The sequence below is a fragment of the Gemmatimonas sp. UBA7669 genome (genome assembly GCF_002483225.1).
GTDB lineage: Bacteria > Gemmatimonadota > Gemmatimonadetes > Gemmatimonadales > Gemmatimonadaceae > Gemmatimonas.
Map to the genome: position 1 here is coordinate 1 of NZ_DLHL01000002.1, position 24,810 is coordinate 24,810.

Annotated in this window: 20 protein-coding genes; 11 read left to right on the top strand and 9 right to left on the bottom strand. The window is 65.3% G+C overall.

Annotated features, from left to right (window positions below; translation table 11 throughout):
- Positions 1–129: 129 nt before the first annotated feature.
- Positions 130–2,568: a WD40/YVTN/BNR-like repeat-containing protein gene (locus B2747_RS00595; RefSeq protein ID WP_291155381.1), complete on the top strand. Its 2,439-nt coding sequence runs from the start codon at positions 130–132 to the stop codon at positions 2,566–2,568.
- Between the two features lie 137 nt (positions 2,569–2,705).
- Here B2747_RS00595 and B2747_RS00600 read toward each other — a convergent pair whose 3' ends face one another.
- Positions 2,706–2,978 (bottom strand): hypothetical protein, encoded by a 273-nt coding sequence (locus B2747_RS00600; protein ID WP_291155384.1) that lies wholly within the window; start codon positions 2,976–2,978, stop codon positions 2,706–2,708.
- A gap of 107 nt (positions 2,979–3,085) precedes the next feature.
- Between B2747_RS00600 and B2747_RS00605 the strand changes: the two genes are divergently transcribed.
- Complete coding sequence (locus B2747_RS00605; RefSeq protein ID WP_291155387.1) at positions 3,086–3,769, top strand: hypothetical protein; 684 nt, start codon at positions 3,086–3,088, stop codon at positions 3,767–3,769.
- 26 nt (positions 3,770–3,795) lie between these two features.
- Here the strand turns inward: B2747_RS00605 and B2747_RS00610 are convergent, their stop codons facing one another.
- Genes B2747_RS00610 through B2747_RS00620 form a run of 3 tightly spaced genes read right to left on the bottom strand, consistent with a single transcriptional unit; the run spans position 3,796 to position 6,035 of the window.
- Positions 3,796–5,058, bottom strand: a complete 1,263-nt coding sequence (locus B2747_RS00610; protein ID WP_291155390.1) for a M20/M25/M40 family metallo-hydrolase — start codon at positions 5,056–5,058, stop codon at positions 3,796–3,798.
- A 46-nt stretch (positions 5,059–5,104) separates the two neighbouring features.
- On the bottom strand, positions 5,105–5,596 hold the full coding sequence (locus B2747_RS00615; RefSeq protein WP_291155393.1) for a YdeI/OmpD-associated family protein: 492 nt from the start codon (positions 5,594–5,596) through the stop codon (positions 5,105–5,107).
- Between the two features lie 52 nt (positions 5,597–5,648).
- A complete protein-coding gene (locus B2747_RS00620) occupies positions 5,649–6,035 on the bottom strand; it encodes a Rid family detoxifying hydrolase (protein WP_291155396.1) in 387 nt (128 codons plus the stop codon).
- Positions 6,036–6,131: 96 nt separating this feature from the next.
- Here B2747_RS00620 and B2747_RS00625 point away from each other — a divergent pair, with 96 nt between their 5' ends.
- On the top strand, positions 6,132–7,658 hold the full coding sequence (locus B2747_RS00625) for an HDOD domain-containing protein (protein WP_291155399.1): 1,527 nt from the start codon (positions 6,132–6,134) through the stop codon (positions 7,656–7,658).
- Between the two features lie 24 nt (positions 7,659–7,682).
- On the opposite strand, the gene B2747_RS00630 is transcribed toward B2747_RS00625, so the two are convergent.
- Positions 7,683–8,282, bottom strand: a complete 600-nt coding sequence (locus B2747_RS00630; protein ID WP_291155402.1) for a rhomboid family intramembrane serine protease — start codon at positions 8,280–8,282, stop codon at positions 7,683–7,685.
- Here B2747_RS00630 and B2747_RS00635 point away from each other — a divergent pair.
- The 4 genes from B2747_RS00635 (at position 8,281) to B2747_RS00650 (ending at position 12,159) form a co-directional block, all read left to right on the top strand.
- Complete coding sequence (locus B2747_RS00635) at positions 8,281–9,639, top strand: MFS transporter (protein WP_291155404.1); 1,359 nt, start codon at positions 8,281–8,283, stop codon at positions 9,637–9,639. The two genes, B2747_RS00630 and B2747_RS00635, sit on opposite strands and share 2 nt — an antisense overlap.
- A 165-nt stretch (positions 9,640–9,804) precedes the next feature.
- Positions 9,805–10,233 carry a YciI family protein gene (locus B2747_RS00640; RefSeq protein WP_291155407.1) on the top strand — a complete coding sequence of 143 codons (429 nt, stop codon included), beginning with the start codon at positions 9,805–9,807 and terminating at the stop codon, positions 10,231–10,233.
- A 41-nt stretch (positions 10,234–10,274) separates the two neighbouring features.
- Positions 10,275–11,591, top strand: a complete 1,317-nt coding sequence (locus B2747_RS00645) for an RNA polymerase sigma factor (RefSeq protein WP_343125840.1) — start codon at positions 10,275–10,277, stop codon at positions 11,589–11,591.
- 1 nt (position 11,592) lies between these two features.
- The gene (locus B2747_RS00650) at positions 11,593–12,159 is read left to right on the top strand and encodes a hypothetical protein (RefSeq protein WP_291155413.1); all 567 of its coding nucleotides are present in this window, start codon (positions 11,593–11,595) and stop codon (positions 12,157–12,159) included.
- A gap of 67 nt (positions 12,160–12,226) precedes the next feature.
- Here B2747_RS00650 and B2747_RS00655 read toward each other — a convergent pair whose 3' ends face one another.
- Positions 12,227–13,435 (bottom strand): NAD(P)/FAD-dependent oxidoreductase, encoded by a 1,209-nt coding sequence (locus B2747_RS00655; protein ID WP_291155415.1) that lies wholly within the window; start codon positions 13,433–13,435, stop codon positions 12,227–12,229.
- 141 nt (positions 13,436–13,576) lie between these two features.
- On the opposite strand from B2747_RS00655, the gene B2747_RS00660 reads away from it, so the two are divergent.
- The 4 genes from B2747_RS00660 (at position 13,577) to B2747_RS00675 (ending at position 21,170) form a co-directional block, all read left to right on the top strand.
- Entirely contained in the window at positions 13,577–14,548 is a 972-nt protein-coding gene (locus B2747_RS00660) for an ornithine cyclodeaminase family protein (RefSeq protein WP_291155417.1), read from the top strand.
- 38 nt (positions 14,549–14,586) lie between these two features.
- Complete coding sequence (locus B2747_RS00665) at positions 14,587–16,191, top strand: N-acyl-D-amino-acid deacylase family protein (RefSeq protein ID WP_291155420.1); 1,605 nt, start codon at positions 14,587–14,589, stop codon at positions 16,189–16,191.
- Between the two features lie 229 nt (positions 16,192–16,420).
- Entirely contained in the window at positions 16,421–19,555 is a 3,135-nt protein-coding gene (locus B2747_RS00670) for a SusC/RagA family TonB-linked outer membrane protein (protein ID WP_291155423.1), read from the top strand.
- Between the two features lie 16 nt (positions 19,556–19,571).
- Positions 19,572–21,170 (top strand): SusD/RagB family nutrient-binding outer membrane lipoprotein, encoded by a 1,599-nt coding sequence (locus B2747_RS00675; protein ID WP_291155426.1) that lies wholly within the window; start codon positions 19,572–19,574, stop codon positions 21,168–21,170.
- A 158-nt stretch (positions 21,171–21,328) separates the two neighbouring features.
- Here the strand turns inward: B2747_RS00675 and tkt are convergent, their stop codons facing one another.
- The 3 genes from tkt to B2747_RS00690 form a co-directional block, all read right to left on the bottom strand.
- Positions 21,329–23,374: a transketolase gene (tkt, locus tag B2747_RS00680; RefSeq protein WP_291155429.1), complete on the bottom strand. Its 2,046-nt coding sequence runs from the start codon at positions 23,372–23,374 to the stop codon at positions 21,329–21,331.
- Positions 23,375–23,458: 84 nt separating this feature from the next.
- On the bottom strand, positions 23,459–24,001 hold the full coding sequence (locus tag B2747_RS00685; protein ID WP_291155431.1) for a DinB family protein: 543 nt from the start codon (positions 23,999–24,001) through the stop codon (positions 23,459–23,461).
- A 38-nt stretch (positions 24,002–24,039) separates the two neighbouring features.
- Complete coding sequence (locus tag B2747_RS00690; RefSeq protein WP_291155434.1) at positions 24,040–24,789, bottom strand: porin family protein; 750 nt, start codon at positions 24,787–24,789, stop codon at positions 24,040–24,042.
- Between the last annotated feature and the right edge of the window lie 21 nt (positions 24,790–24,810).

Genomic DNA, 24,810 nt, shown 5'->3' on the forward strand with positions numbered 1-24,810 from the left:
CGCGATGATCTGGCTATCGGTAAACCGCGATGTCTTCATGGGAACCTCCTCGGATCAGTGTACGAGAAAAGTCCACTTTTGGCGACCGCTCTTTTCAGGGGGGATTACCCCAGCGCCTCGGCCACCGGCGTGTACCGCAGCCTGGACGGCGGTGCGACCTGGAGCAAGATGAGCAGCACCAATCCGCGCCCGATGTACTTCAGTCAGTTGCGCGTGGATCCGGTCAATCCCGACCGCGTGTATCTGGGCGGCGTGGGTCTGCATCTGTCCGTGGACGGTGGTCGCACGTTTGAGACGGACGCGGCGCTTGTCACGCACGACGACGTGCACGCCATCTGGATCAATCCGAAGAATCCGGACCATGTGCTCACCGGCAACGACGGGGGCTTGGCGGTGAGCTACGACCTGGCTCGCACCTGGCAGTTCATTCCCAACTTGCCGGTCGGGTTGTTCTATCATGTGAGCTACGACATGGAGCTGCCGTTCAACGTGTGCGGCGGCATGCAGGACAACTACGACTGGTGTGGACCCAGCGCGTCGCGCCACAGCCGCGGCATCTTCAACTACGACTGGTTCCAGATTCTTGGCGGTGACGGCTTCGTGGCCATTCCCGACCTCCGCGATTCGCGCATCATCTACACCGAATCGCAGGACGGCAACATGGTGCGCCGTAACAAGGTGACGGGTGAGTCGCGGCAGATTCGGCCCACGCCACTCAACGTGACCAACGCCACGCGGGGTGAGGCTTATCGCTTCCACTGGGATGCACCGCTCATGCTCTCGCCCAACGATCCGGGCGTGTTGCTTGCGGCGGCCAATCGGGTGTTCCGCTCGCGCGATCGTGGTGACAGTTGGGAAGCCATCAGCCCCGACCTCACGCAGAACGCGTCGCGTGACACCATCGAAACGATGGGACTCAAGGGCCGCGACATCCGCATTGCGCGCAACGATGGTATTTCGCAGTGGCCGGCCATTGTCACGCTGGCCGAGTCGCCGAAGCAGGCGGGCGTGTTCTACACGGGTACCGACGACGGCACGGTGAGTGTGTCGCGTGATGATGGCAAGACTTGGACCAACATCACGAAGAACCTGCCGGGCTTCCCGTCGGGCTTTGCCTATGTGAGCGAAGTGGTGCCGAGTCGCTTCGATGCGGGCACGGTGTATGTGACGGTGAACAACTACCGGCAGAACGACTACGCGCCGTACGTGTGGGTGAGCCGAGACTTCGGGGCCACGTTCACCAGTCTTGCCGGCGGATTGGGTGGGGAGACGGTGCGCACGCTGACCGAAGACACGCGCAACGCCGACGTGTTGTACGTGGGCACCGAGACGGGCATTTTCATCACGCTCGATCGTGGCAAGAGCTGGAAGCGCCTCAAGGCCAACTTCCCCACCGTGCGTGTGGACGAGCTCACCATTCATCCGCGCGACAACGCGCTGATTGTGGCCACGCATGGCCGCGCGCTGTGGATCCTCGATCATCTCGAGCCCATTCAGGAGTACGCGGCGGCGCAGAAGAAGTCGGCGAGCCTGTTCTCGCCGGGCATGACGCTGCAGTGGAAGGGCAAGGACGATCGCAACGACGAGTTCTGGGGCCATCAGTTCTTCACGGGCGAAAACCCGCCAACTGACGCCGTCATCCAGATGCACTTTGCCCAGGCCGTCAAGAATCCGATGTTGCGCATCAGTGATGCGTCGGGCGCGGTGGTACGTGAGCTGCGCATTCCCGATGCGAAGAATGCGGCAGGCATCCAGACCGTGTGCTGGGACCAGCGTGTGGAGCCGGTGCGTCCGGTTGCCGTTGCAGGACCGGGAGGTGGTGGTGGGTTCGGTGGTGGACCGGGCAATCAGGCGCGTCGCCCCATTCCCGGCTATCCGGTGCCGCTGCCGCCTGTGGGCTACGAAGCCGCCAATCCCTGCGCCGGCGCTGGCCCGGGCGGTGGTGGTGGATTCGGCGGCAACCAGAACAATGGGCCGCTGGTGCTGCCCGGCACGTACTCGGTGGCGCTCATGGTCGATGGCAAGGAAGTCGAACGCAAGGCACTCGAGATCGTGATGGATCCGCAGGTGCAGCTCACCGGTGCGGCGCGTGTGGCTTACAACACCGCGGCCATGACGTTGCACACGGCGCATGCCAACGGCGCGGCCGCGGCGGCCCCGCTGGCGGCGCTGCAGCAGCAGATGCGTACGGTCAGCGCGCAGGTGGACAGCAGCAGCCGACTCTCGGCCGAAGTGAAGGCGGAGTTCAAGGCGTTCCAGCGCGAGTTCGACGCGCTGCGGGCCAAGTTCGGTGTGGGCGCGCCGGCCGGCGGTCCTGGCGGTGGTGGTGGTTTTGCCGCCGCCGCGGCCGCGGCCAATCAGGCCAATGTGCTTGGCCGCGTTGCGCAGACCAAGAACAACCTGCTGGCGGTGTGGGAAGCGCCGAGCGACGCACTCACGCAGCAGGCCGCGGCCGCACAGCGTGATCTCGCTGCCGCGGTGGCAGAGGCGCAGGCCTTCATGCCGAAGGCGCGCGAGATGAGCGGCAAGCTCGCGGCGGGTGGCGTGACGATGACGGTGGGGAACTGACGCCGGTCGTCAGCCCACACTGATTTCGGCATGAAACATCAGGGCGGCATGCGCAGACTTGCGTGTGCCGCCCTGATGTCATACTTGGTCCATGGAAATGCCGCAGTCGGTGCCACGACATTCCCCGTACTGACGATTCAGCTCGGAAAGCGCCGCGCCAACTGCTCCAGTCGATCGTCCCCCGCCTGTTCAGTCTCCTTGAGCACCAGCTCGACGTGCGGACGCAGCGCGGGCTCGCCCCAGTAGTACCCGGTGGCACGCTCGGCGAGTTGTGTTTCGCCCACGCGGGCGGCTTCAAGCAGCGCACGCGCGGCCACGCGGTCGTAGTCGGGATCATCGCGTGGCGGGAGACCGTAGTTGCGACGCGGCATCTCGCCTTCGGCGTCGTCCCGCAGAAAGGCTCTCGACATGACAGTTCGTGGTGGGAGGGTGTCTGAAACAATCGAATGGACGTGACGTCCTGCCACAAGCGGAGGTACGGCAGATCGTCGTGCCACATCGCCCCTCCAGCCATGCCATGCGCATACACCGTTTGATTGTGCTCGCGCTACTCTGCGCGCCAGCCCTCGTCCATGCTCAGCCGACACGCCTGCCGCTGACCTCGCTCGATAAACTGCGGCCCGTGAATACGCAGCTCGACACGGTAGCCTTCAAGGGACAACGTGGCCTTCGTGCGACGCAGGCCGCGAATGGCCCGGATGGGCTGATTCACCTGGATGGCGTCACCTTCGCCAATGGCACGCTCGAGGTGGAGTTGGCCGGTGCGCCGGCAGCTGGGGCGGGAGAAGGCGCGCGTGGTTTTGTCGGTCTGGCGTTTCGCGTACAAGCGGCCTCAGGTGATGCGCCAGCGGTATACGACGCCTTCTACCTGCGACCAACGAATGGACGGGCACTGGACCAGGAGCGTCGCAATCACACGACGCAGTACATCTCCCATCCGGAGTGGACCTGGTCACGACTCCGCCGGGAGACGCCCTCGCGCTACGAGTCGTATGTCGACATGCTGCCCGATACCTGGACGCGAATCCGCATTGCGGTGCAGGGCGATACGGCGCGTCTTTTCGTGCACGGGCAGGAACAGCCGTCACTCATCGTCACCGACGTCAAGACCGGTGCCACCGGTCGCGGTGGCGTTGCCTTGTGGATCGGTCCCGGATCCGTGGCGCACTTTCGCAATCTGGTGGTGACGCCGCGGCCGTAAACCGGCGTTCTGCAACGGCACGTCGGTTAGCGTGAACCACCCATCACGAGCGCCAATAGCAGCACATGCTTGGCGGTGCGTACCATGGCCGGGATATCGGCGAACTCGCCTGGTTGACCACGAGCGCCTCCGCGTTCACCGCCAAGCCCGATGGCCAGCGTGCCGCCACCAATGGCCACATTGAGGTTGGCCGAACCCGCGTTGCCAAGCGTGGGCTGCAGACCAAGGTGACGTGCAATGGCCACCGAAGCCTGCACCAGTCGCGAGGTGTCGGCGCCGGCAATCTGGCCACCGGGTGTGCGGTTCACTGGCCGCATGGTGAGCGAGAGGCCGGTTTCTCTCGCGACATCATCCAGAATGCGTTGCACGGCGGACTCATTACGCGCGATGACGTCAGCGTCGAGGGACCGGATGTCCAGTGAGAACCATCCACTGTCCGGCTTGTGGTTGAACACCGCACCACTCTGCAGCATGGCAATGTTGAGGATGGTGCGCTGCGGATTGTTGCTGGCCGGAGGCTGCGGTAACGACAGAATGCGATCCACCGCGCGCCCGATGGCCTGATTCACATTGGGCACGCCCCCGTTGAGCGAGTGACCGGCCGGACCACGCGCCACCACCCGCCACCAGTGAATGCCCAGCGCACCGTAGGTGATGGATCGTCCATCGCCGAGAATGTCGACGAAGGCATCGGCGCGGTCGCGGTACTCGGCGTACAGCGCCTTCATGCCAAGGAGCCCGGTTTCTTCCTGCGCGACGGCGGCGAATACCAGATCGTGCGTGGGCTTCACACCACTTGCGATCAGTGCCTCGGCCGCCGCGAGCATGGCCTGCGTGGTGGCCGAGGTGTTGGTGCCCGGCCCGACCACACGCGTGCCCTCGACCCGTGGAGGTCGCCCCGCTGCACGCTGCAGCGCGGGAATGGACGCGAGGTCGTCGAGCGTGGACACAAATACGATGGCGCGTCCCGAGGTCCCGGGAATACGCCCGATGACGTTGGGTTGTGCATCGACGCGGACATCGGTGAGTCCGATGGCCCGCATACGCCGCGCGACCTCCGCAGCCCGCTGGTGCTCGGCGCCCGATGGGGACACGATGGCGCCGAGCGCCGCGAGTCCCTGTGCCATGGCGGGTGTCGAGGCGTCCAGCGCGGACAGCGCGCGCTGCACATCCGGTCGGGTCAGGATACCAGACAGGTCCACGGCGCCCGTTGATTTCTGCGCCGAGACATTCGCCGCGCTGAGCAGTTGCAGCGCTACGAACACATACCAGAGCGGGTGTCGAATCATCGGCCGGTTCCACACGTGGCGAGAGTGTTGCAGGCCGACGGGCGTTCTAGCGACTCCGCGTGCGGGCCCAAGGCATGGGGGCGGTCCCGAGCAGCGCCGCCTCCACCTGCTGCAATCGCGAAGCACGCGTTTCCGCGCGCTTCGCCGACTCAATGTAGTGTGAGAGACCGCGCTGCGTCCCGGGCGTCTGCTGTTCCCACGCCACGCGCAGTCGCTTCCCCCGCGCCAGACGGTCCGCCAACTCCACCGGCACATCCACGTCATCTTGTGCGATGACGCGGAACGCCACGTCGACGACATCACCCACCTGCAGGCCCGCCACCTTGAGCGGCGTTTTGGGCAACCAGCGCCCACGCGATGGTTGCCACGCGCCCTTGACGGGAACGCCGCCGACATCGGCCTCGATGCGCAGCCGCGGATGCTCCCGAAGTGGCAGCGTGTCGTGCAACGCTTCATCGAGCAGCACCACGGTGTAGCGCATGCTGCCCACGGCGTGTCGTGTGATGGCGGTCTCGAAACGATGGGTGAACCAGGACATGGCCAGAGTGGCTGGGGTGACGCGTGGGCACACCCCAGGCTAACGCCAAAGACTACGCCTGGCGTTTCGCAATCAGTTCGATCTCCACCCGCGCACCAAGCGGCAGGCCAGCCACCGCCACCGTGGTACGCGAGGGATACGGGGCCTCAAAGCGGGCCGCGTACGCGCGGTTCATGGCGGCAAAGTCGCCCATGTCCACGAGGTACACATTGCACTTGACCACGTCGTGCATGCTGAGTCCCGCCGACTCCACCACGGCCTGCAGGTTGTCGAAGCAGCGATGGGTCTGGGCCTCGACATCACCGTCGATCAGCGCACCGATGGCCGGATCGATGGGGGTCTGCCCCGAGCAATAGAGCAGGTCACCGGCCCAGTTGGCCTGCGCGTAGGGGCCGATGGCTTTGGGGGCAGCGTCGGAGTGTGTGGTCTGGCGGGGCATGACAGTGTGGGTGTGGGGTGACGGACGGCGCCAAAAGGCGCTAAGAATTGGGGACCAGGCGAAGATAGCGCCTCGCGCGACCGATATTCCCAGCCGATGGCCCAAGCCGACGCCCTACCTGCCAACTCCTCCACGCCGTCCACCACCCAGAATGGGGACGTGGATCCGCTGCGTACTCGACTGTCCCGGATTCTCGAGGGCAGTGACTTTCCGGCACTCTCCAGGCAGATCATCGATACGCTGGGCGCCATGGATGACGACGCGGCCTCGCTGCAGCGTCTGGCCAACGTGGTGCTTCGGGAATACAGCCTCACGCTCAGCGTGGTCCGCACCGCCAACAGTGTGCACTACCGGCGCGGCGCGCGGCCCATTCAGAGCGCGACGCATGCCATGATGATGCTGGGGGCCCGCACGGTGCGGCAGTTGGCCGGCAGTCTGCTGCTCTTCGAGAACTACGCGCGCAAGTCGCCCGAGCTCAAGGAGCTGATGCTGCTGTCGCTGCTTACGGCCAATCACGCGCGGGCGACGGCCCTGCGCATGCAGCTGCAGGACCCGGAAGAGGCGCATCTCTGCGGCATGTTTCGCAATCTGGGTGAGGTCATCATTGCGGCGCACTTTCCGGAGGACTACCGGCAGGTGAAGACGCTCATGACTGACGGGGGCCTGAACGAGGCGGCGGCCACCAAACGTGTGCTGGGCTTTCAGTTCAACGACATGGGTGTGGAGGTCTCACGCCACTGGGGCATGCCGGACTCGGTGGTGCAGGGCATTCGCGCGCGCGCCACGGCCTCGGCGTCCATGCAGGCGGCCATCACGGCGTTCAGTCACGATCTCACGCAGGCGCTCTACAAGACCGAGTTGTCGCCAACCGAACTGGCGCAGGCTGTGGAGAGTGTGGTGGAGCAGCATGGCGCGAAAGTGAAGATGTCGCGCGAGCAGATTGGTGGCGTGGTGACCGATGCGCTGGAGGAAACACGCGAATTGTTTGTCAACCCGGCCATTGCCACCGATCGTCTGCGCTTTCGGCAACTCGCCGGCGCCGCTCGCAGTGCGCTGGGCGACAGCATCACCGCGTCCACCGGTGAGCCCGGCGAGTCGGATGTGGCGGAGCGCGAAATTGCACTCAGGCCCACGCTGCGGCAGGAGCTGGAGGACCTGGTGAATCCGGCGTCAGGTGCGGCGATTGGCGCCGTCCTCCTGCAGGCGCTGGAGGTCATCATGCGCGGCGGGCCGTTTGCGCACGTGCTCGCGTGCTTCTACAGCACCGACCGGTTGCAGCTTGCGGCGCGCACCGGTCTCGGGGAAGGCGCCGATGCGCTCATTGACCAGTTCAACTTCCCCGTGTCGGTGCGAGGTGGCGCGGTGGTGACCCTCACGCAGCAGCGTCAGCCGGTTTATCTGCCGGCAGATCGCGCCATGACGACGGCCGAGCAGCGCTGGGCCCAGACGCACGGGCTCGCGCAGTTCGGCGTGTTTCCGCTGATCGTGCTGGGCAAGGTGGTGGGATGTCTGTATGTCGATCGAGCCAGCGATGCGCCGCTGCCTGATCGCGCCACGGTGCGCTTTGTGAAGTCGGTGGCGGACCTGGTGGTGGACGCCATCGGGCGGCGGCGGAACGGCTGACGCGCTGCCTGGCAACGCGCGCGCTCACCGCTTGCGGAAGAACCGCGCCGCCAGCACGCCACCCACGAAGCCGCCGAGGTGGGCCTGCCAACTGATGCCCACCTGGCCAGGCGCAATACCCAGCACGAGCCCGCCCCAGAGTGCGGCGGTGACGAGGCTGAGCAGAATGCTGCCCACACTGCGTGCGTACACACCGGCCAGCAGCAGAAAACCGAGATACCCGAACACCACACCACTGGCGCCGATGTGTACGGTGCCCGGTGCGCCGAGCAACCAGGCACAGAGGCCTGAGCCGAGCATGGCAAAGAGCGTGACGGGCAGGAAGTGCCGTGCATCGCGCCACATCACCATCCAGCCCAGTGCGAGGAATGGGAAGGTGTTGGCCACGAGATGCTGCAGATTGCCGTGCAGAAACGGCGCGAAGACGATGCCGCGCAGGCCCACGAGATTGCGTGGAATGATGCCGTATTGCAGCAACGCCCCGCCAAGCACGGTGTTGGCGGCAAAGGCCGTCCAGAACACCCCGAGTGTGGTGCCCAGCGTCGTGGCCTGACGCGCAATGCTGCGAGTGACGGTGCGTGTGCCCTGCGCAGCTTTCGTGCGCAGCGTGTAGTTTCGGCCCATGCCTGCCTCTGGAGTGTCTCCCGACGTCGTCTACGCCAAGATCGGACGGCGTCTGCTGCCGTTGCTGCTGCTCTGCTATATCGTGGCCTTCCTCGACCGCGTCAACGTCGGGTTTGCCAAGCTGCAGATGACCACCGAACTCGGCTGGTCCGATGCGGTGTACGGCTTCGGGGCCGGCATCTTCTTCGTCGGCTACTTCCTCTTTGAGGTGCCAAGCAACGTGCTGCTCGAGCGCGTTGGGGCCAGACGATGGATTGCACGCATCATGATCACCTGGGCGCTGGTGTCAGGCGCCTTTGCGTTCGTGGACGTCATTCCCTGGGGTCCACTGCCCGCGTGGTTCGGTCTCGAGTCCACGGTGTTCGGCTTTTATGCGCTGCGTCTGCTGCTGGGCATGGCCGAAGCAGGTTTCTTCCCGGGTATCGTGCTGTACCTCACGTACTGGTACCCCGTGCCGCGACGGGCGCGCAGCTACGCGCGCTTCATGACGGCCGTTGCCATTGCCAATGTGGTGGGTGCGCCGCTGTCGGGCTGGATCATGGAAGCCTTTGACGGTCAGGGTGGCTGGGCTGGCTGGCGCTGGCTGTTTGTGCTGGAGAGTGTGCCGTCACTGCTCATGGGTTTCGTGGTGTGGTTCCGTCTGCCGGATGGCCCGGCACACGCACGCTGGCTGACGGAAAGCGAAACGGCTGTCGTGCAGCATGATTTGGCCACCGATGCAGCGAAAGCGCCGCGTGAGCGCGCGGAGACCTCGCTGCGCGCGGCGCTGACCAGTTCGGTGGTGTGGCGATTGGCCTTCGTGTACTTCACGAGTGCCGTGGCGCTCTACGGTGTGAACTTCTGGATGCCGACCATCATCCAGGAGTTGGGCATCCCGAGCCGCGCATACCTCACGGTTGGCTTGTTGAGCATGGTGCCGTGGGGCGTAGCCGGCGTGGGCATGCTGTGGTGGGGTGCACACAGTGACCGACACGGTGAGCGGCGCTGGCATGTGGCCGGCGCGCTGCTGTGCACGGCGGCCGGTTTGCTGCTGCTCATGTTGGTGGAGGGGCAGATCGCCATGTCGCTGCTGGCACTGGCGGTGGTGGCCACCGGCGTGCTGAGCGCCATGAGCACGTTCTGGTCCGTGCCCACGGAGTTTCTGCGAGGCTCGGCCGCAGCCGCTGGCATTGCATGGATCAACAGCATCGGGAACCTCGGCGGGCACTTCGGCCCCGACCTCATTGGTCGCGTCCGCACCGCCACCGGCAGCGGGCAAAGCGCCTTGCTCATGCTGGCCGGTGTGGCGACTGCCGGGGCGTTGGTCACACTATTCACTGTCAAGTCGGTCGTTGTGACCGAGAAGGTGGCCGATTAACCCCACAGCAGGCGAGAATTTTGCGAATTTTCAGAGTTGGCCGACGCTGTGTCGAAAAGCGGGCGGCTCACTCGACGCCAACACGAAGGGAGTGGCTGACGTCGACATGGTGATCGCGTCCTCCCTTCGCTGTTCGCTCACCGCACACTCCCCAGGAGCTGTCCCATGCGCGTTATGGTCATCGTCAAGGCCACTGCAGAATCCGAAGCCAGCATCATGCCCAGCACCGAACTGCTGGAAGCCATGACGTCGTACAACGAAGAACTCGTGAAGGCCGGCATCATGCTGGCGGGTGAAGGGCTCACGCCGAGCGTGAAGGGCAAGCGGGTGCGGTTCTCCGGTACCTCACGCACGGTGATTGATGGTCCGTTTGCCGAGACCAAGGAGCTGATTGCCGGCTACTGGATGTGGCAGGTCAAGAACATGGATGAAGCGGTGGAGTGGGTGCGCCGCTGCCCCAATCCCATGCTCAGTGACAGCGAGATCGAGATTCGTCCCGTGTTTGAAGCGGAAGACTTTGGCGATGCCCTCACGCCGGAACTGCGCGAGCGTGAAGAGTGGATGCGACGGCAGACCGAGGCGGGTCAGCAGTAAGCGGGCCAGCAGCACATGCAGGTCGGCCACGCGTGACCGCGTTGTCATCCGACACCGAGGCGGTGCGTCGCACCATTGAAACGGTGTGGCGCATCGAGTCGGGTCGACTCATTGCGGGCCTTGCCCGTCTGACGGGTGACGTGGCCACGGCCGAAGATCTCGCGCAGGATGCGATGGTGGTGGCCCTGCGCGAGTGGCCGGCCAATGGTATTCCCGACAATCCCGGCGCGTGGCTCATGACGGCGGCGCGGCGTCGCGCCATTGACCAACGTCGGCGTCGTGCGGTGTTGGATCGCACGCATAGCCGACTGGGTGAGGAAGCCGATGAGCGCGCGGCTGATGTCGTCGACGCCATGGATCTGGCCGTCGACTCGGCGCTCGCGGCGGAGCGGAACGGGCCGAGCGTGCAGGATGAGCGGCTAGGTCTCATGCTCATGACCTGTCACCCGCTGCTGCCACGTGAGGCTCGCGTGGCGCTCACGCTCCGGCTGCTGGGCGGCTTGTCCACGGACGAAATCGCGCGCGCGTTTCTGGTGCCGGAGGCCACCGTAGCGCAGCGCATCGTGCGGGCCAAGCGCACGCTGCGCGCCGCGCAGGTGCCGTTCGAGTTGCCGCGTGGTGCGGCCATGGTGGAACGTCTCGACATGGTGCTCGAGGTGTTGTACCTCGTGTTCAACGAGGGCTACGCTGCGACCGCGGGTAGCGAGTGGATACGTGCCGAGCTGTGTCAGGAGGCCATGCGTCTGGCGCGCGTAGTCTGCGCGCTGGCGCCGCAATCGTCTGAAGCGCATGGGTTGTGCGCCCTGATGGAGCTGCAGGCGTCACGGCTGCGCGCACGCGTGGACAGAAAGGGTGACGTGGTGCTCTTGCTTGACCAGGATCGTGCCAAGTGGGATTGGTTGCTTATCGGCCGCGGGCAGGTGGCGTTGCAACAGGCGGAGCGCCTGGCGCGCGTGGCCGACCAACCACTGGGGCCCTATGCCCTGCAGGCCGCCATTGCGGCCTGTCATGCACGCGCGCGTGTGGCTTCGGATACCGACTGGGGCCGCATTGCCGCCTTGTACGACGCACTCTACGAAACCATGCCGTCACCGGTGGTGGGCCTCAATCGGGCCGTGGCGGCCAGCATGGCCTACGGCCCGGCGCTGGGGCTGGCCATGGTGGACGCGCTCTTGGCCGATGCGCAGGATGCCGCCATGTTGCAGCAGTATCACTTGCTGCCGAGCGTGCGTGGTGACCTGCTGCACAAGCTCGGACGGCTGGACGAGGCGCGCGCCGAGTTTGTGCGTGCGGCGTCGATGACCCGCAATACCCGTGAGCGTGACCTGCTGTTGCAGCGGGCGGCGCAAGGAACATGATATGCCATCATTTCGTGTCGCAGTCGTGGGCATCCTCGCTGGTGCCCTCTCCATCGCGTCGTCGCTGACGGCACAGTCCGCAGCCCGGACCACAGAGCCCGTGGCTCGACTTGACGTTACCGTGGGCTCCGCTGATGCCAGTGGCGCCTCGCTGCGCAACGAGTCGACGTGGACCATGCAGGCGGCACTCACACGCCGGGTGACGCGCGCGCTACGTATGGGCGGCGCGTGGACCTGGCGCCGCGGTGGTGGGCGCGGGGACATCTGCGCCTTGCCTTCCGATGGCTCGCAGGCCTGTCTGAGCCGTGTACCGCGGCAGTCGCAGGCCACGCTATTGCTGAGTACCGGCCGGCAATTCGATGGTGTCGATTTTGACGTCGTGGCGGGGCCTGCGCTGGCCTTTGGTGAGGGACGGCCGCTGCACGGGGCGATGCTGGGCGGTGATGTGGGCCTTGGCGGCGAGGTGTTCGGCTTTGTGGTTGGCTACCGATTCACGACGCTGCGCAACGGTGCCGGTGACCGTCAGCAATACAAGGGCCCGCAGCTGGGCATGCGGGTCGTGTTCTGAGTGGCGTTCCGTATCGCCGGCGTCGTGGCATCTGAGTGGCGTTACGACTGTGCCTGACCTGACAACGCTAGATCACATTGCGCTCGAGCAGTGGCTGGCCTGCAGCGATGCGCGTGAGCGCAAAGGGTGACAGATCAATGTGGCGATAGGCGCCGGTGGCCATGAGGTCCGCCAACCCGCAGCCAACAGCCGGCGCCTGCTGCAGTCCATGGCCCGAGAAGCCGCAGGCGGCGTACGCATTGCGCCACCCGGGCACGAGCCCCACGAGTCCGTTGTGGTCGAAGGTGTTCATCTCGTAGTAGCCCGCCCAGGTGCTGAGCACGCGCAGTGCGTCGAAAGACGGAATGCGTGATGCCAGCACCGGCCAGATGTGCTCCTCGAAGAGTGCATGGTCCACGGCATCGAGCGGGACATCGTCGGCATCGATGCGTGGTGGCGCGCCACAGAGAAATTGACCGGGCGCTCGCTCGGGACGACACCACACGCCTGAGGGATCGATGAGCAGTGGTGCGGCTGGCAAGGACTCCGCAGCCTGCACGGCAAACACATCGCGTTTACGCGCGCGCACCGGCAGATCAAACCCCAGCCAGGCCGCCACGGGTGCGGACCAGGCGCCTGCTGCAATCACCAACTGCGTGGCAGGCCATTGGCGTCCATCACGCGTGACGACCGCCTCAACCTGCGCACCCGAAGTCGTCACGCCCGACGTCGTCACGCCCAGCGTCACCACGCCCGTGGCCTCGGCCTCCACGAAGCGGACGCCCTCGGCGATGGCCGCACGCCGAAAGGCCTGCATGGCGGCATACCCGTCGAACCAGCCCTCGCCACTGGTGGCAGTGGACAGGCCAAGCGATCCCACCAGCACATCGTCCACCTGCATCCACGGATATCGCGCGCGCAGCTCGTGTGGGGAAAGCAGGGCCGTGGATACGCCGAGACTCGCCTGCAGCGCGTGCTGCGCGCGCAACTGCGCGGCGCCGTGTTCCGTGGCGGCAAGGTACAGATAGCCCGGCTCCACGAGGCCGATATCGGGCCGGTCGTCAGCAGTGGCAAGATGCACGGCAATGTCGCGATAGAAGGCGAGACTGGCCTGCGACACGCGAATGTTGATGGCCGTGGAGAACTGCTGGCGAATGGCACAGGCCGAGCGCGCGCTCGAGGCCAGGGCATAGGAGGCGTCACGCTCGAGCACCACCACCTCGCGCTGGTGGTGCTTCGCGAGGTGCCAGGCCACTGAGGCGCCCATGACACCGCCACCAATGACGACCACGGACATCACAATGCTCCTCTGCTGAGATATCGGATGAGATATCGGATGAGATATCAGATGAGATATCAGATGAGATATCAGATGAGATATCGGGTGGGCCGCGCGATTCGGCAAACGCTGTGGCGGGGTCGCGCGTAGCTTGGGAATATGTCCGGGAACATGCCCGCCGTGATCGGCGCCGAACAAGTGCATGCCGCGCTGCCATGGTCCACTTTGGCTCACGGTCTGCGCGCGGCGTTCGTGTCGCCCGATGCGCCCACCGCTCCGACGCGCCATGCGCATGCGCTGGACGGTGCAAACCACGAGCACCTGCTGCTCATGCCGGCGTGGAATGCGCGCTTTGTTGGCGTCAAACTGGTCACCGTGCTTCCCGATGCCCCCAGACACGGTGGACGCACGGTGGAGGCCAGCTACCTGCTGTGTGATCGACTGACCGGAGCGCCGAGGGCTTTGCTGGATGGCGAGGCCCTCACACTGCGTCGCACGGCGGCCGTGTCTGCGTTGGCCGCACGTGAGCTCGCGCGCACCGATAGCCGTACGTTGCTGGTGATTGGCACCGGCCGTCTGGCGCCGTGGCTGGTGCGCGCCCATGTGGCGCTGCGGCCCACCCTCGAGCGCGTGCTCGTATGGGGACGCTCACCGGCGCGTGTGGCGGAGACGCGGCGACAGTTGCAGGATCTGGGGGTTCCGGTGGTGGCGGCCGATGATCTGACCCGCGCGGTGCCATCAGCGGACATCATCAGCTGTGCCACCACCAGTCAGGTGGCCGTGCTTCACGGTGCCTGGCTCAGCCCCGGAACCCACGTGGACCTGGTGGGCGCGTATACGCCACTGATGCGCGAAACCGATGATGCGGTCATCGCGCGCAGTCGGGTGTTCGTGGACGATATGGCAAGCGCCATGACGGAAGCGGGTGATGTCCTGCAGGCCATCGCATCGGGCGCCGTGGCCGTCGATCATGTGCGAGGCGATCTGTACGCTCTGCTGAGTGGCCGTGTGGCCGGGCGCACAGGGGCCGACGACATTACCTGTTTCAAGTCGGTGGGGCTTGCCCTGGAAGATCTTGTGGCTGCATCGCTGGTGTATGACCATCTCTCCTCTTCACTGTCTCCGACGTGAGTAGAATGCAAAAGTCGACTGGCCGCTTTCACTGTGCCATGCGTGCGCTGGCTGTTGCGTGTCTCGCGCTCAGCGGGAGTGCGCTCAGCGCCTGTGCGCGGCGTCCGTCGCCATCACCCAATGCCTCCGGTCTGTCGGCGGGCGATACGCTGGACGTGCTGATTGCCGGTGGCACGGTGCATGACGGCCTGCGTCCCGAAGCGCGACGCGTCGACGTTGGGCTCCGCGGGGATCGGGTGGTGTCGCTTGGAGCGGTCCCACGTGGTGTGGTGGTGAAGCGGCGCATCGATGCCGAGGGCTTGATCGTGGCGCCGGGTTTCATTGATCCGCACACGCATGCCTACGAGGGATTGCCGCGGCTTGGGCTCGAGCGCCGGAAGAACATCGGCGCGCTCATGCAGGGCGTGACCACGGTCGTGCTGGGTGCGGATGGACGTGGTCCAATCGATGTACGTCGGGTATTGGACAGTGCCGCTGTGCTGGGACTTGGCACCAACACCTATGCCATGACGGGTTTCGGCACCGTGCGCAGTCGTGTGCTTGGTGCCTCGTCGGCTGCGGCGACGTCCGCACAGATCGACAGCATGCGGGCCCTGATTGCGCAGGCCATGGGCGAGGGCGCGTTTGGCGTGGGCTCCGGGTTGTTTTATGCGCCGCAGTCCTACGCGACGACTGACGAAGTCCTGGCCGTGGTATCGGCGGCTAAGCCATTTGGCGGGGTGTACGACACGCACCAGCGCGATGAGAGCTCGTACACCATCGGATTGTTTGCCTCAGTGCAGGAGGCCATCCGCATCGGCTGCGGGTCGGGACTCACCACCAACATCGGTCACATCAAGACGCTGGGTGTGGATGTGTGGGGCAAGGCTGACAGTGTGCTGGCCATCATGGCGGCCGCGCGCTCGCGCGGATGCCGCGTCACGGCTGATCAGTATCCCTGGACCGCGAGTGGTACGGGGCTCAGCGCGGCGTTGCTGCCCCGCTGGGCCCAGGCCGGGGGACGGGACTCCATGCTCGCCCGCATGGCGGATGACTCGCAGCGCGCGCGCATGCTGGAGGAAGTGCGCGAGAACCTGCGGCGTCGGGGTGGCGACAGCACGCTGCTCCTGACCGGGGGCGGGGTCAACGCCCGTCCCTATATCGGGAAAACGTTGCGCGACGTAGCCTTGGCACGAGGGCTCGCGCCGGATGTCGCTGCCGTGACTCTCATTCAGGAGGGTGCGGATATGAGCGTCGCTTCATTCAACATGATCGAAGACGACATCGTGCGCTTCATGCGCGATCCGTTCGTCATGACCAGTTCCGACGGTTCCGACGGACACCCGCGCCTCTATGGCACCTATCCGCGCAAGCTGCGGCACTATGTGCTCGAGCGCGGTGTGATCTCGATGGCGCGCATGGTGGAGGCGTCGAGCGCGCAGGTGGCCCGTGTGTATGGCCTCAGCGGTCGCGGCGAACTGCGGCCCGGTGCCTATGCAGACGTCATTGCTTTTGACCCCAGGGCCGTGCGGGACGAAGCCACCTATGTGGAGCCGACGCGTCTTGCCACAGGGATGCGTTGGGTATTCGTGAACGGCGTGTCCGCGGTAGAGAATGGACAGCCTACCGGCGCACTGGCCGGGCATACGTTGCGGCGGCGCTGACGAGACGCGCAGGAACTCGTACGCGTGCCATGCACTCACGTACAACCACAGATAACCACGCATGGGGGTCTGCACGTCACGGCTTACCGTCGTGTCCAGTGCATCCTAATGTTAGGCCGTGCACGCCCCGCTTACGCACGGGGTATGAGCGCGGCCTTGTCGTCAACGACTGTCTGCGCCCAAGCGTACGGGGGTGTGTAGCAGAACCACCCACCCGCCTGGAGGATCGATGGTCAAACGAATTGCCGCAGCTTTGGTGTGTGCGGCGTTGCTGGCGGGCGTGTCCCGTCCTGCGCCGGTGCTGGCGCAAGGGGGCACCCCCGGCCGCATGAGCGGTGTTGTCACCGACTCGAGCAGCGGACAGCCGCTGCAATCCGTACAGATCTTCCTCTCGCAGGGGACGACGCGCCTGGAGGCGCGCACGGCGGCCGATGGCCGCTACAGCTTTGTCAACGTACCGGCTGGCAACTACAGCCTCGAAGCCATTCGTCTGGGCTATCGCCGTGTCGTGCGCGCCAACATCGGCATCAGTGCCGGTGGCGCGCTCACGTACGACTTCCGCATGGACGTGGCCCCGCTCAACCTGCAGGCCATCGTCACTACCGGTGTCGTCGATCCGACCAGCGGCACGCGCGTGCCGTTCTCGGTGGGTCGTGTGTCCGCAGAAGACGCGCCGGTGCCCGCCACGAATGCGCTCGAGACCATTCAGGGCAAGATCGCCGGCGTGAGTGTGGTGCCGACGGGTCAGGCGGGCAGCGGCACCAACATCCAGCTGCGTACGCCGACGTCCATCAGCAAGGGCAACTCACCGCTCATCGTGGTGGACGGCGTCATTCAGACGGCCTCGTTCGACGCGGCCAGCGCTGACCTGCAGTCGATGGACATCGAGAGCGTGGAAGTGGTGAAGGGCGCCGCCGCCGCGTCGCTGTACGGCTCGCGCGCGTCGTCGGGTGTCATTCAGATCCGCACGCGCCGCGGTACCAATCTGGCCGAGGGCCAGACGCGCTTCACCGTGCGCTCGGAGTACGGGTCGAATTCGCTGGCCCGCAAGGTGGACTGGGCCAATCAGCACTACTTCCTGGCCGACCAGACGGGCGCCTACACGAACGCCAACGGGCAGGTCGTGCCGCGTGAGCAGCGTGTGCCGCGTCCCGCGTACGAGCGCTTCCAGGACCGTCCGTATGCGCCGGGCACCTACTACAACCAGGTCGACGAGTTCTTCGATCCGGGCAACTTCATGCGCAACTCGCTCAACATTGCGCAGAACGGCGGCAAGACCAACTGGTTCTTCTCGTACGTGAATCAGCGGGAAGATGGCGTGGTGCTCAACAGCGGGCGCTACGACCAGAACGACTTCCGCTTCAACCTCGATCACCGGCCCCGCAGCGACCTGCAGTTCGGTGTGAGCTCGTACTACAGCAAGTCGAAGCGCCAGAACCTGTACGGCGACGTGTTCTTCGATCTCATCAACCAGGCGCCGGACGTGAACCTCCGTCTGCCGGACCCGGATGGTACGCCGTACAACTTCCAGCCGGACTTCGAAGGCCGCGAAGAGAATCCGCTGTACGTGCTGTCCACGGAGCGCAACACGCGCAACCGCGCCCGTCTGCAGGGCAGCATCGAGGGTCGTTACACGCCGCGTTCCTGGCTCACGGTTGATGGCAATCTGAGCTTCGACCGCTCGGATCGCGACAACAACTTCTTCCTCGATCAGGGCGTGAAGACCGAAGGCTTTGCCAACGGCGGCCCCGGTGAGATTTCGCGCTTCAACGGCATCACGAACGCACTCAACGCCTCGCTCTCTGCCAACCTGCTCAAGCAGGTGGGCGACTTCACGCTGCGCAGCACCATTCGCGGCATGCTCGAGCGGGAAACCAACAATACCGTGAACGCCGACGGCGAGATCTTTGCCACGCCGGGCGTGGACGCGCTCAACAACGCCACGGTGCGCTTCATCTCGTCGAACAGCGAGACCATTCGCACCAACTCGTTCATCACCAGCTTCGCGGCCGACTATCGTGGCAAGGTCGTGCTCGACGCGCTCGCGCGTCTCGACGGCAGCTCGCTGTTCGGTCCCGAAGAGCAGGAGAACTGGTTCTACCGCGTCAGCGGTGCGTACCGCCTGTCCGAAGAGTCGTGGTTCCCGCTGCAGAACATCTTCAGCGAGTTCAAGATCCGTGCGTCGCAGGGTACGGCCGGCGGCCGTCCCGACTTCAACGATCAGTACGAGACGTACAACTTCGTGGAAGGCGGCGGTCTCGTGAAGGCAAATCTCGGCAATCGCTTCCTCAAGCCCGAGTTCTCCAAGGAAACCGAGATCGGCATCGACGCCATCATCAAGGAGCGCTACTCGCTGCAGATCTCGCGGGCCAAGCAGACCACCACGGATCAGCTCATCCTGATTCCGCTGGCCGGCTACTTCGGTTACGCCAATCAGTGGCAGAACGCGGGTACGGTGACGGGCAACTCGTGGGAAGGCACGTTCGAGGCCCAGCTCATCCGCAAGCCCAACTTCACCTGGCGCGCCGGTATCGTGGCGGATCGCAACCGCAATCAGATCACCGAATTCAATCGCTCCTGCTTCACCACCAACACCATCGCCTTCCGTTGTGCCGGCGAGACGCTGGGCAACATGTACGGCTTCTCGTTCATGCGGAATCCGGCACAGCTGCCGGCGTCGGTCGGTGCGCGCGCGAATGAGTTCCAGGTGAACGACGAGGGCTACCTGGTGTGGGTCGGTGCGGGCAACACCTTCACCGAAGGCGAGACCAAGCGTCTGTGGGGCACCAGCGCCACGATCGGCAACGGCGTGTATCGCTGGGGCCAGCCCATCACCGCGGTGGACTCCACCGGCAGTGCGGCGGTGGTCAAGATCGGCGACGGCAACCCGGACTTCCGCTTCGGCATCTCGAACACCATCGGCTGGCGCAGCCTGCAGGTATTCATGCTGTGGGACGCGCAGGTGGGTGGCGACGTGTACAACCAGACGCGTCAGCGCATGTACCAGTACGGCCGTCACACGGATGTGGACCAGGCGGGCAAGGCGCAGGAGCTCAAGAAGACCACGGACTACTATGTGGCGCTTTATGCCGCCAACAGCCCCACGAATCACTTCGTGGAGGACGCGAGCTTCGTGAAGCTGCGTGAGCTCTCGGTCAAGTATCGGTTGCCGAGCAGCTTCAACGCGGCGCTGGGCCGTTTGGGAGCGAGCCAGGCTTCGCTTTCGCTGATCGGCCGCAACATGCTCACGTTCACCAAGTACAAGGGCTACGATCCGGAAGTGGGAACGGTCCTCAACCGTCTCGACAGCTTCGATTATCCGCGCTATCGCACGGTGACGGGCAGTGTCGAGATCATCTTCTGACCGGCGAGCACACTCCATGACTGTACTCAAGAAACTCGCACTGCCGGTCGGTCTCGCCCTCGTCGCCGCGTCCTGTCAGGACCTCGACGTGGTGAATCCGAACCGGCCCGACGCAGAGCGCGCCACGGCACAGCCGCTCACGACGGAAACCTTCGTCGCTACGTCGTTCCGCACCTGGTGGCCGGTGGCGGGCCACGACGACTATCCGTCGTGGGCCTTCGCGACCATGGCGCGGGAGATCACGTCGGGCTTTGCCGACTTCGGCCAATTGGAGCTTTCGGCAGAGCCGCGATCGAGCTGGAACAACAGCCCGGTCAACGTTCGCCGCAACGTGAACGAACTGCCCTGGTATCAGTTGTATCGTACGATCTCGTCGGTCAACGACGTGGTGGGCGCAGTGAATCGTGGGCTGGTGATCGAGAACGCCACGCGCACCGCGCGCGCCAAGGCCATGGGCAAGCTGATGCAGGGCCTGTCCTACGGTCACGTGGCGTTCTACTTCGACAAGGGCCCGATCATCGACGAGTTCACGCAGCTCGACACGGTGCGGACGCCGCAGTTCGCGGACTACAAGGCCATTGGCGAGTACGCCATCAAGCAGCTTGACTCGGCCATCGCCATTGCCAACGCCAACCCCACCATGACCTTCCCGGTGGATGCGTGGCTGTTTCAGGCGATGAACCGCGACCAGTTTGTGCGCTTCGCCAACTCGTACGCAGCGCGCATTCTGGTATACAACGCGCGCTCACGCACCGAACGTGCGGCGGTGAACTGGGCCGAGGTCATTCGTCGTGTCGATGCGGGCATCACAGCCGATTACGCCCCCATCGCGCAGCCCGACATTCTGTTCGATGACTGGAAGCGTCTGGTGGCGCGTCTGCGCACGGCTGGCCGCCCGTCCGACTTCGGCCGTCCGAGCTACTGGCTCGTTGGTCCGGCCGATTCCAGCAATGGTTGGGTGAACTGGGTGGCAACGGCCAACGACAATCGTCAGCCGTTCCAGATGCGTACAAAGGACCGACGCATTCAGGGCGCTGGTGGGCCTGCCACGCCTGGCAAGTACATCGGGTACAACCTCAACAACATCTTTGCCGCCGACCGCGGTTCGTATCGCTGGTCGCACTACTACTATCTGCGTGCGGGCACGGACCTGACGTGGCAGACCGGTGCGCAGGTAGCGATGACGGTGGCCGAGATGGACCTGCTCAAGGCGGAAGCACTCATTCGTCTGGGCCGCGCAGCGGAAGCGGTGCCGCTCATCAACAAGACCCGAGTGGCTAACGGACAACTGCCGCCGGTTACGCTCGACGGTCCGCCCAACGAGCCAGGCTGCGTGCCGCGCAAGGAAAGCGGTGCCTGCGGCAGCTTGTGGGATGCGCTCCGCTACGAAAAGAGCATCGAGGGTGTTGGTGTGAACGGCGTCATTGCCTTCCTCGACGCTCGTGGTTGGCAGACGTTGCCCGAGAACACGCCAGTGCAGTTCCCCATCCCGGGTCGTGAGTTGGCCACGCTGCAGTTGCCGCTGTACACGTTCGGTGGGCCGGGCGGCCAGAGCTCGGCGCCGGCGCGGGATCCGGAGCGGTGCCCGGTGTCGGGGTTGGCGCGTTGCCCGTGATTCTCTCGAGGATCGTTGAACAGAAGGTGTGAGGATCTGAGGATCTGAGGAAAAGAGGGCGGGCCCGGTGGACACTTCAACATCGAGTGTCCGCCGGGCCCGCTCTCCTATCCTCGGATCCTCAGATCCTCACACCTTCTGTTCAACGGACCAGCGGATTAGCGGATCACAGCCCGAGCCGTCTCCACGACCTTGTCCGCCGTGATGCCGTACTTCTCGTAGAGCACCTGGTACGGCGCGCTGGCGCCAAAGGTCTCAATGCCCACCACCGCGCCGGTGTCGCCCACCCAGCGATACCAGCTCATGGGATGCGCGGCTTCCACCGCCACGCGCGGCACGCCGGCCGGCAACACATGGTTGCGGTACTCCACGGGCTGCTGCGCAAAGAGCTCGAGGCTCGCGCAGCTCACCACGCGGGCATGCACACCATGACCCGAGAGCTTCTCGCGCGCGGCCAGCGCGATTTCCACCTCGGAGCCGCTGGCCATCAGCACTACGTTGGGCACGTGACCCGCAGCATCGGCCACGATGTACGCGCCCTGCTTGACGCCGCTGCGCGCGCGCGCGGGCTCACCGAAGTACGAGAGCTTCTGACGCGTGAGCACGATGGCGCTGGGGCCCGAGCGATGATGCAGCGCCGTGCGCCAGGCTTCGCTGACTTCATCGGCGTCAGCCGGACGCAGTACGAGCAGATTGGGAATGCAGCGCAGGGCCGTGAGGTGCTCCACCGGCTGGTGCGTGGGGCCGTCTTCGCCGAGTCCGATGGAGTCGTGCGTGAACACGTAGATGGCCTGCACGCCCATGAGTCCCGCGAGACGAATGGCGGGGCGCATGTAGTCGCTGAACACGAGGAAGGTGCCGCCGTATGGCACCACGCCACCGTGCAGTCCCATGCCATTCATGATGGCGCCCATGGCGTGTTCGCGAATGCCGAAATGGAAGTTGCGGCCTTCGGGAGTGGCAGCACCGAACGCCGGCGCCCCCTTCACCATGGTGAGGTTGGAGCCCGTGAGATCGGCGCTGCCGCCGATGAGTTCGGGCACCACCGGCGCAATGGCGTTGAGCACCACGCCACTGGCCGCGCGACTGGCCACGTTGCCACTCTTGGCATCAAACGTGGGGAAGGACGCGTCGAGCGTCGCCGGCAGTTCACCGCGCATGCGGCGCTCGAACTCGGCGGCCAGCTCGGGATGCGCCGCGCGGTACGCCGCAAAGCGCGTCTGCCACTCCGTGTGTGAGGCGGCGCGCTCGGCGACTCGCTCGCGCCAGTGCGCGGCTGCCACCTCGGGCACGAAGAACGGCTCGCTGCTCGGCCAGCCGTAGGCCGCCTTGGTCAGCGCAATTTCGTCCTTGCCCAAGGGCTCACCGTGTGCCTTGGCTGTGTCCTGCCGGTTGGGCGAACCAAAGCCGATGTGCGTCTTGGTGATGATGAGCGTGGGGCGCTGCGTGTCGGCCTTGGCCTCGGCAATGGCGGCGTCGATGGCGGCCAAATCGTTGACGTCGGCCACATGCAGCACCTGCCAGCCGTAGGCCGCAAATCGCTGCGCGGCATCGTCGCTGCAGGTGAGGGCGGTGCTGCCGTCGATGGTGATGCCATTGTCGTCAAAGAAACCGATCAGCTTGCCGAGCTTGAGATGCCCGGCATAGCTGGCCGCTTCGTGCGAGATGCCTTCCATGAGGCAGCCGTCGCCCGCGACGAAATACGTGTAGTGATCGACGACGGTGTGCCCAGGCCGATTGAACGTGGCCGCGAGATGCGCCTCGGCCACCGCGAAGCCCACCGCATTGGCCACACCCTGACCCAGCGGACCGGTGGTGGTTTCCACGCCCTTGGTGTGGTGCACCTCGGGGTGTCCGGGCGTGAGACTCTCCCACTGGCGGAAGTTGCGCAGCTCATCGAGCGGCAGCGGGTAGCCGGACAGATGCAGCGTGCCATAGAGCAGCATGGACGCGTGGCCCACCGACAAAACGAAACGATCCCGATCGACCCAATCAGGGGCGGCGGGATCGTGTCGCAGGTGCGCGGCGTACAGGGCATAGGCCAGCGGCGCCAGCGCCATGGGGGTGCCAGGGTGGCCGGACTCGGCCGCCTGCACCGCATCCATGGCGAGGGTGCGTACGGTATCGATGGCGAGACGCACGGTCTCGGGAAGAGCAGCGGTCGAACCTGCGGTGGCAGCCGCAGAGGGTGACGCAGCGGACACGAAACACTCCGTTGGGGTCGGGCAGTGGGCGGGCGCGCCCGTCAACGGCGCGCCACAGCCCGTGAATCTAGCCGATCCCCGTCCTCAGCGCGCGAGATAGTGCGTACGCGTGAGCTCCAGGTGGTGCGCCTGATGTCCGGCGATCATCCACACGAGTGCGCGTGCGCTTACTTCACGTCCGCTGGCCGTGCCAACCTGCAGGGCGGCCGCCTCATCCAATGAGGCAACCAACGCCACGGTGGCCGCCCGCACGGCATCCAGTTCGGCCAGTACATCGGCGAGGCTGCGCCGATTTGCGCGACTCTCCGGCACCCACTCGTCCTGCTCGAAGCCTGGCAATGGCGTGCGATCGCCACGGGCAATGCGCATGAGCCGATAGGCGAACACACGTTCGGTGTCGCTCACGTGCACGATGGATTCGGCCAGCGTCCACTTGCCCGGCGCGTAGGCGTACTGGGCACGCGACGGTGGCGCCGCATCGAGCAGCGCATGCCATGCGGCGGGCTGCGCCTTCAGCAATGCGACGATGTCATGGTGACCACCCGCCTCGATGCTGGTGGCTGCAGCGGCGATGTACTTCTCGAAATACGGGGCACATTCCCCTTCGGCAGGACGATCGATGCGCATGGCAGTGGTGCTGAAAGCGGCGTGAGGGGGGCGAAGCCTCAGAACCCGAGACCGACGATCACCGAGAATCCGCGATTCTTCGGCGTCAGCGTCGATGGGGCATCCTTGGCGATGGTGGTGAGTCCCTGATTGTAGCGCAATTGCACGAACACCGAGCGGCCCATGAGCGAACCGGCCAGCCCGGCTCCGGCGCTTGCCCCGACGTCCGTCTTTGAAAACGGATCCTCTGTGCTGCCTTCGCCTTCTTCGTCGAGGTCGCCGCTGTCACAGTCGGTATTGAGATTGGTGCCCGACAACCCGATCGACACCTTGCAGCTCGTACGCAGCGCGACGGTCGGGCCGGCGGTCAGAAACGGACGCCAGTTACCTGAGCCCAGGTCGAGACGCAGCAGCACCGGCACTTCGAGGTAGCCGAACTTCACGCCCAGCTCGGCCGATTCATTCGCCAGCTCTGTCGAAGTGACTTCGAGCTTGCCGCCCTTCTGGATGTAGTGCAGCTCGGGCTGCAGCGAGAGCGCGCCCTTGAGCGGCAGTCGCGCAAAGAAGGCGGCCTGCGCGCCCACACGGTTCTTGTTCGACAACTGCGTGCCCAATTCGCCGGCAAAATCGCCATCGAGGTCGCTGATGGACGTGATGGACGCGCCGGCCAGCACGCCGTAGCGCGACTCGGCCCGCGGAAAGCCCTGGGCCGCCGCCGTCGACGACGGCATGGTGGCTGCAAGCAGCATGAGGGCGCTGGCAAGCGGCGTGAACGCCGCGCGCGTGGAACGCGAATTCGAAGTCAGCATCAGATCCTCCTGGGATCATGT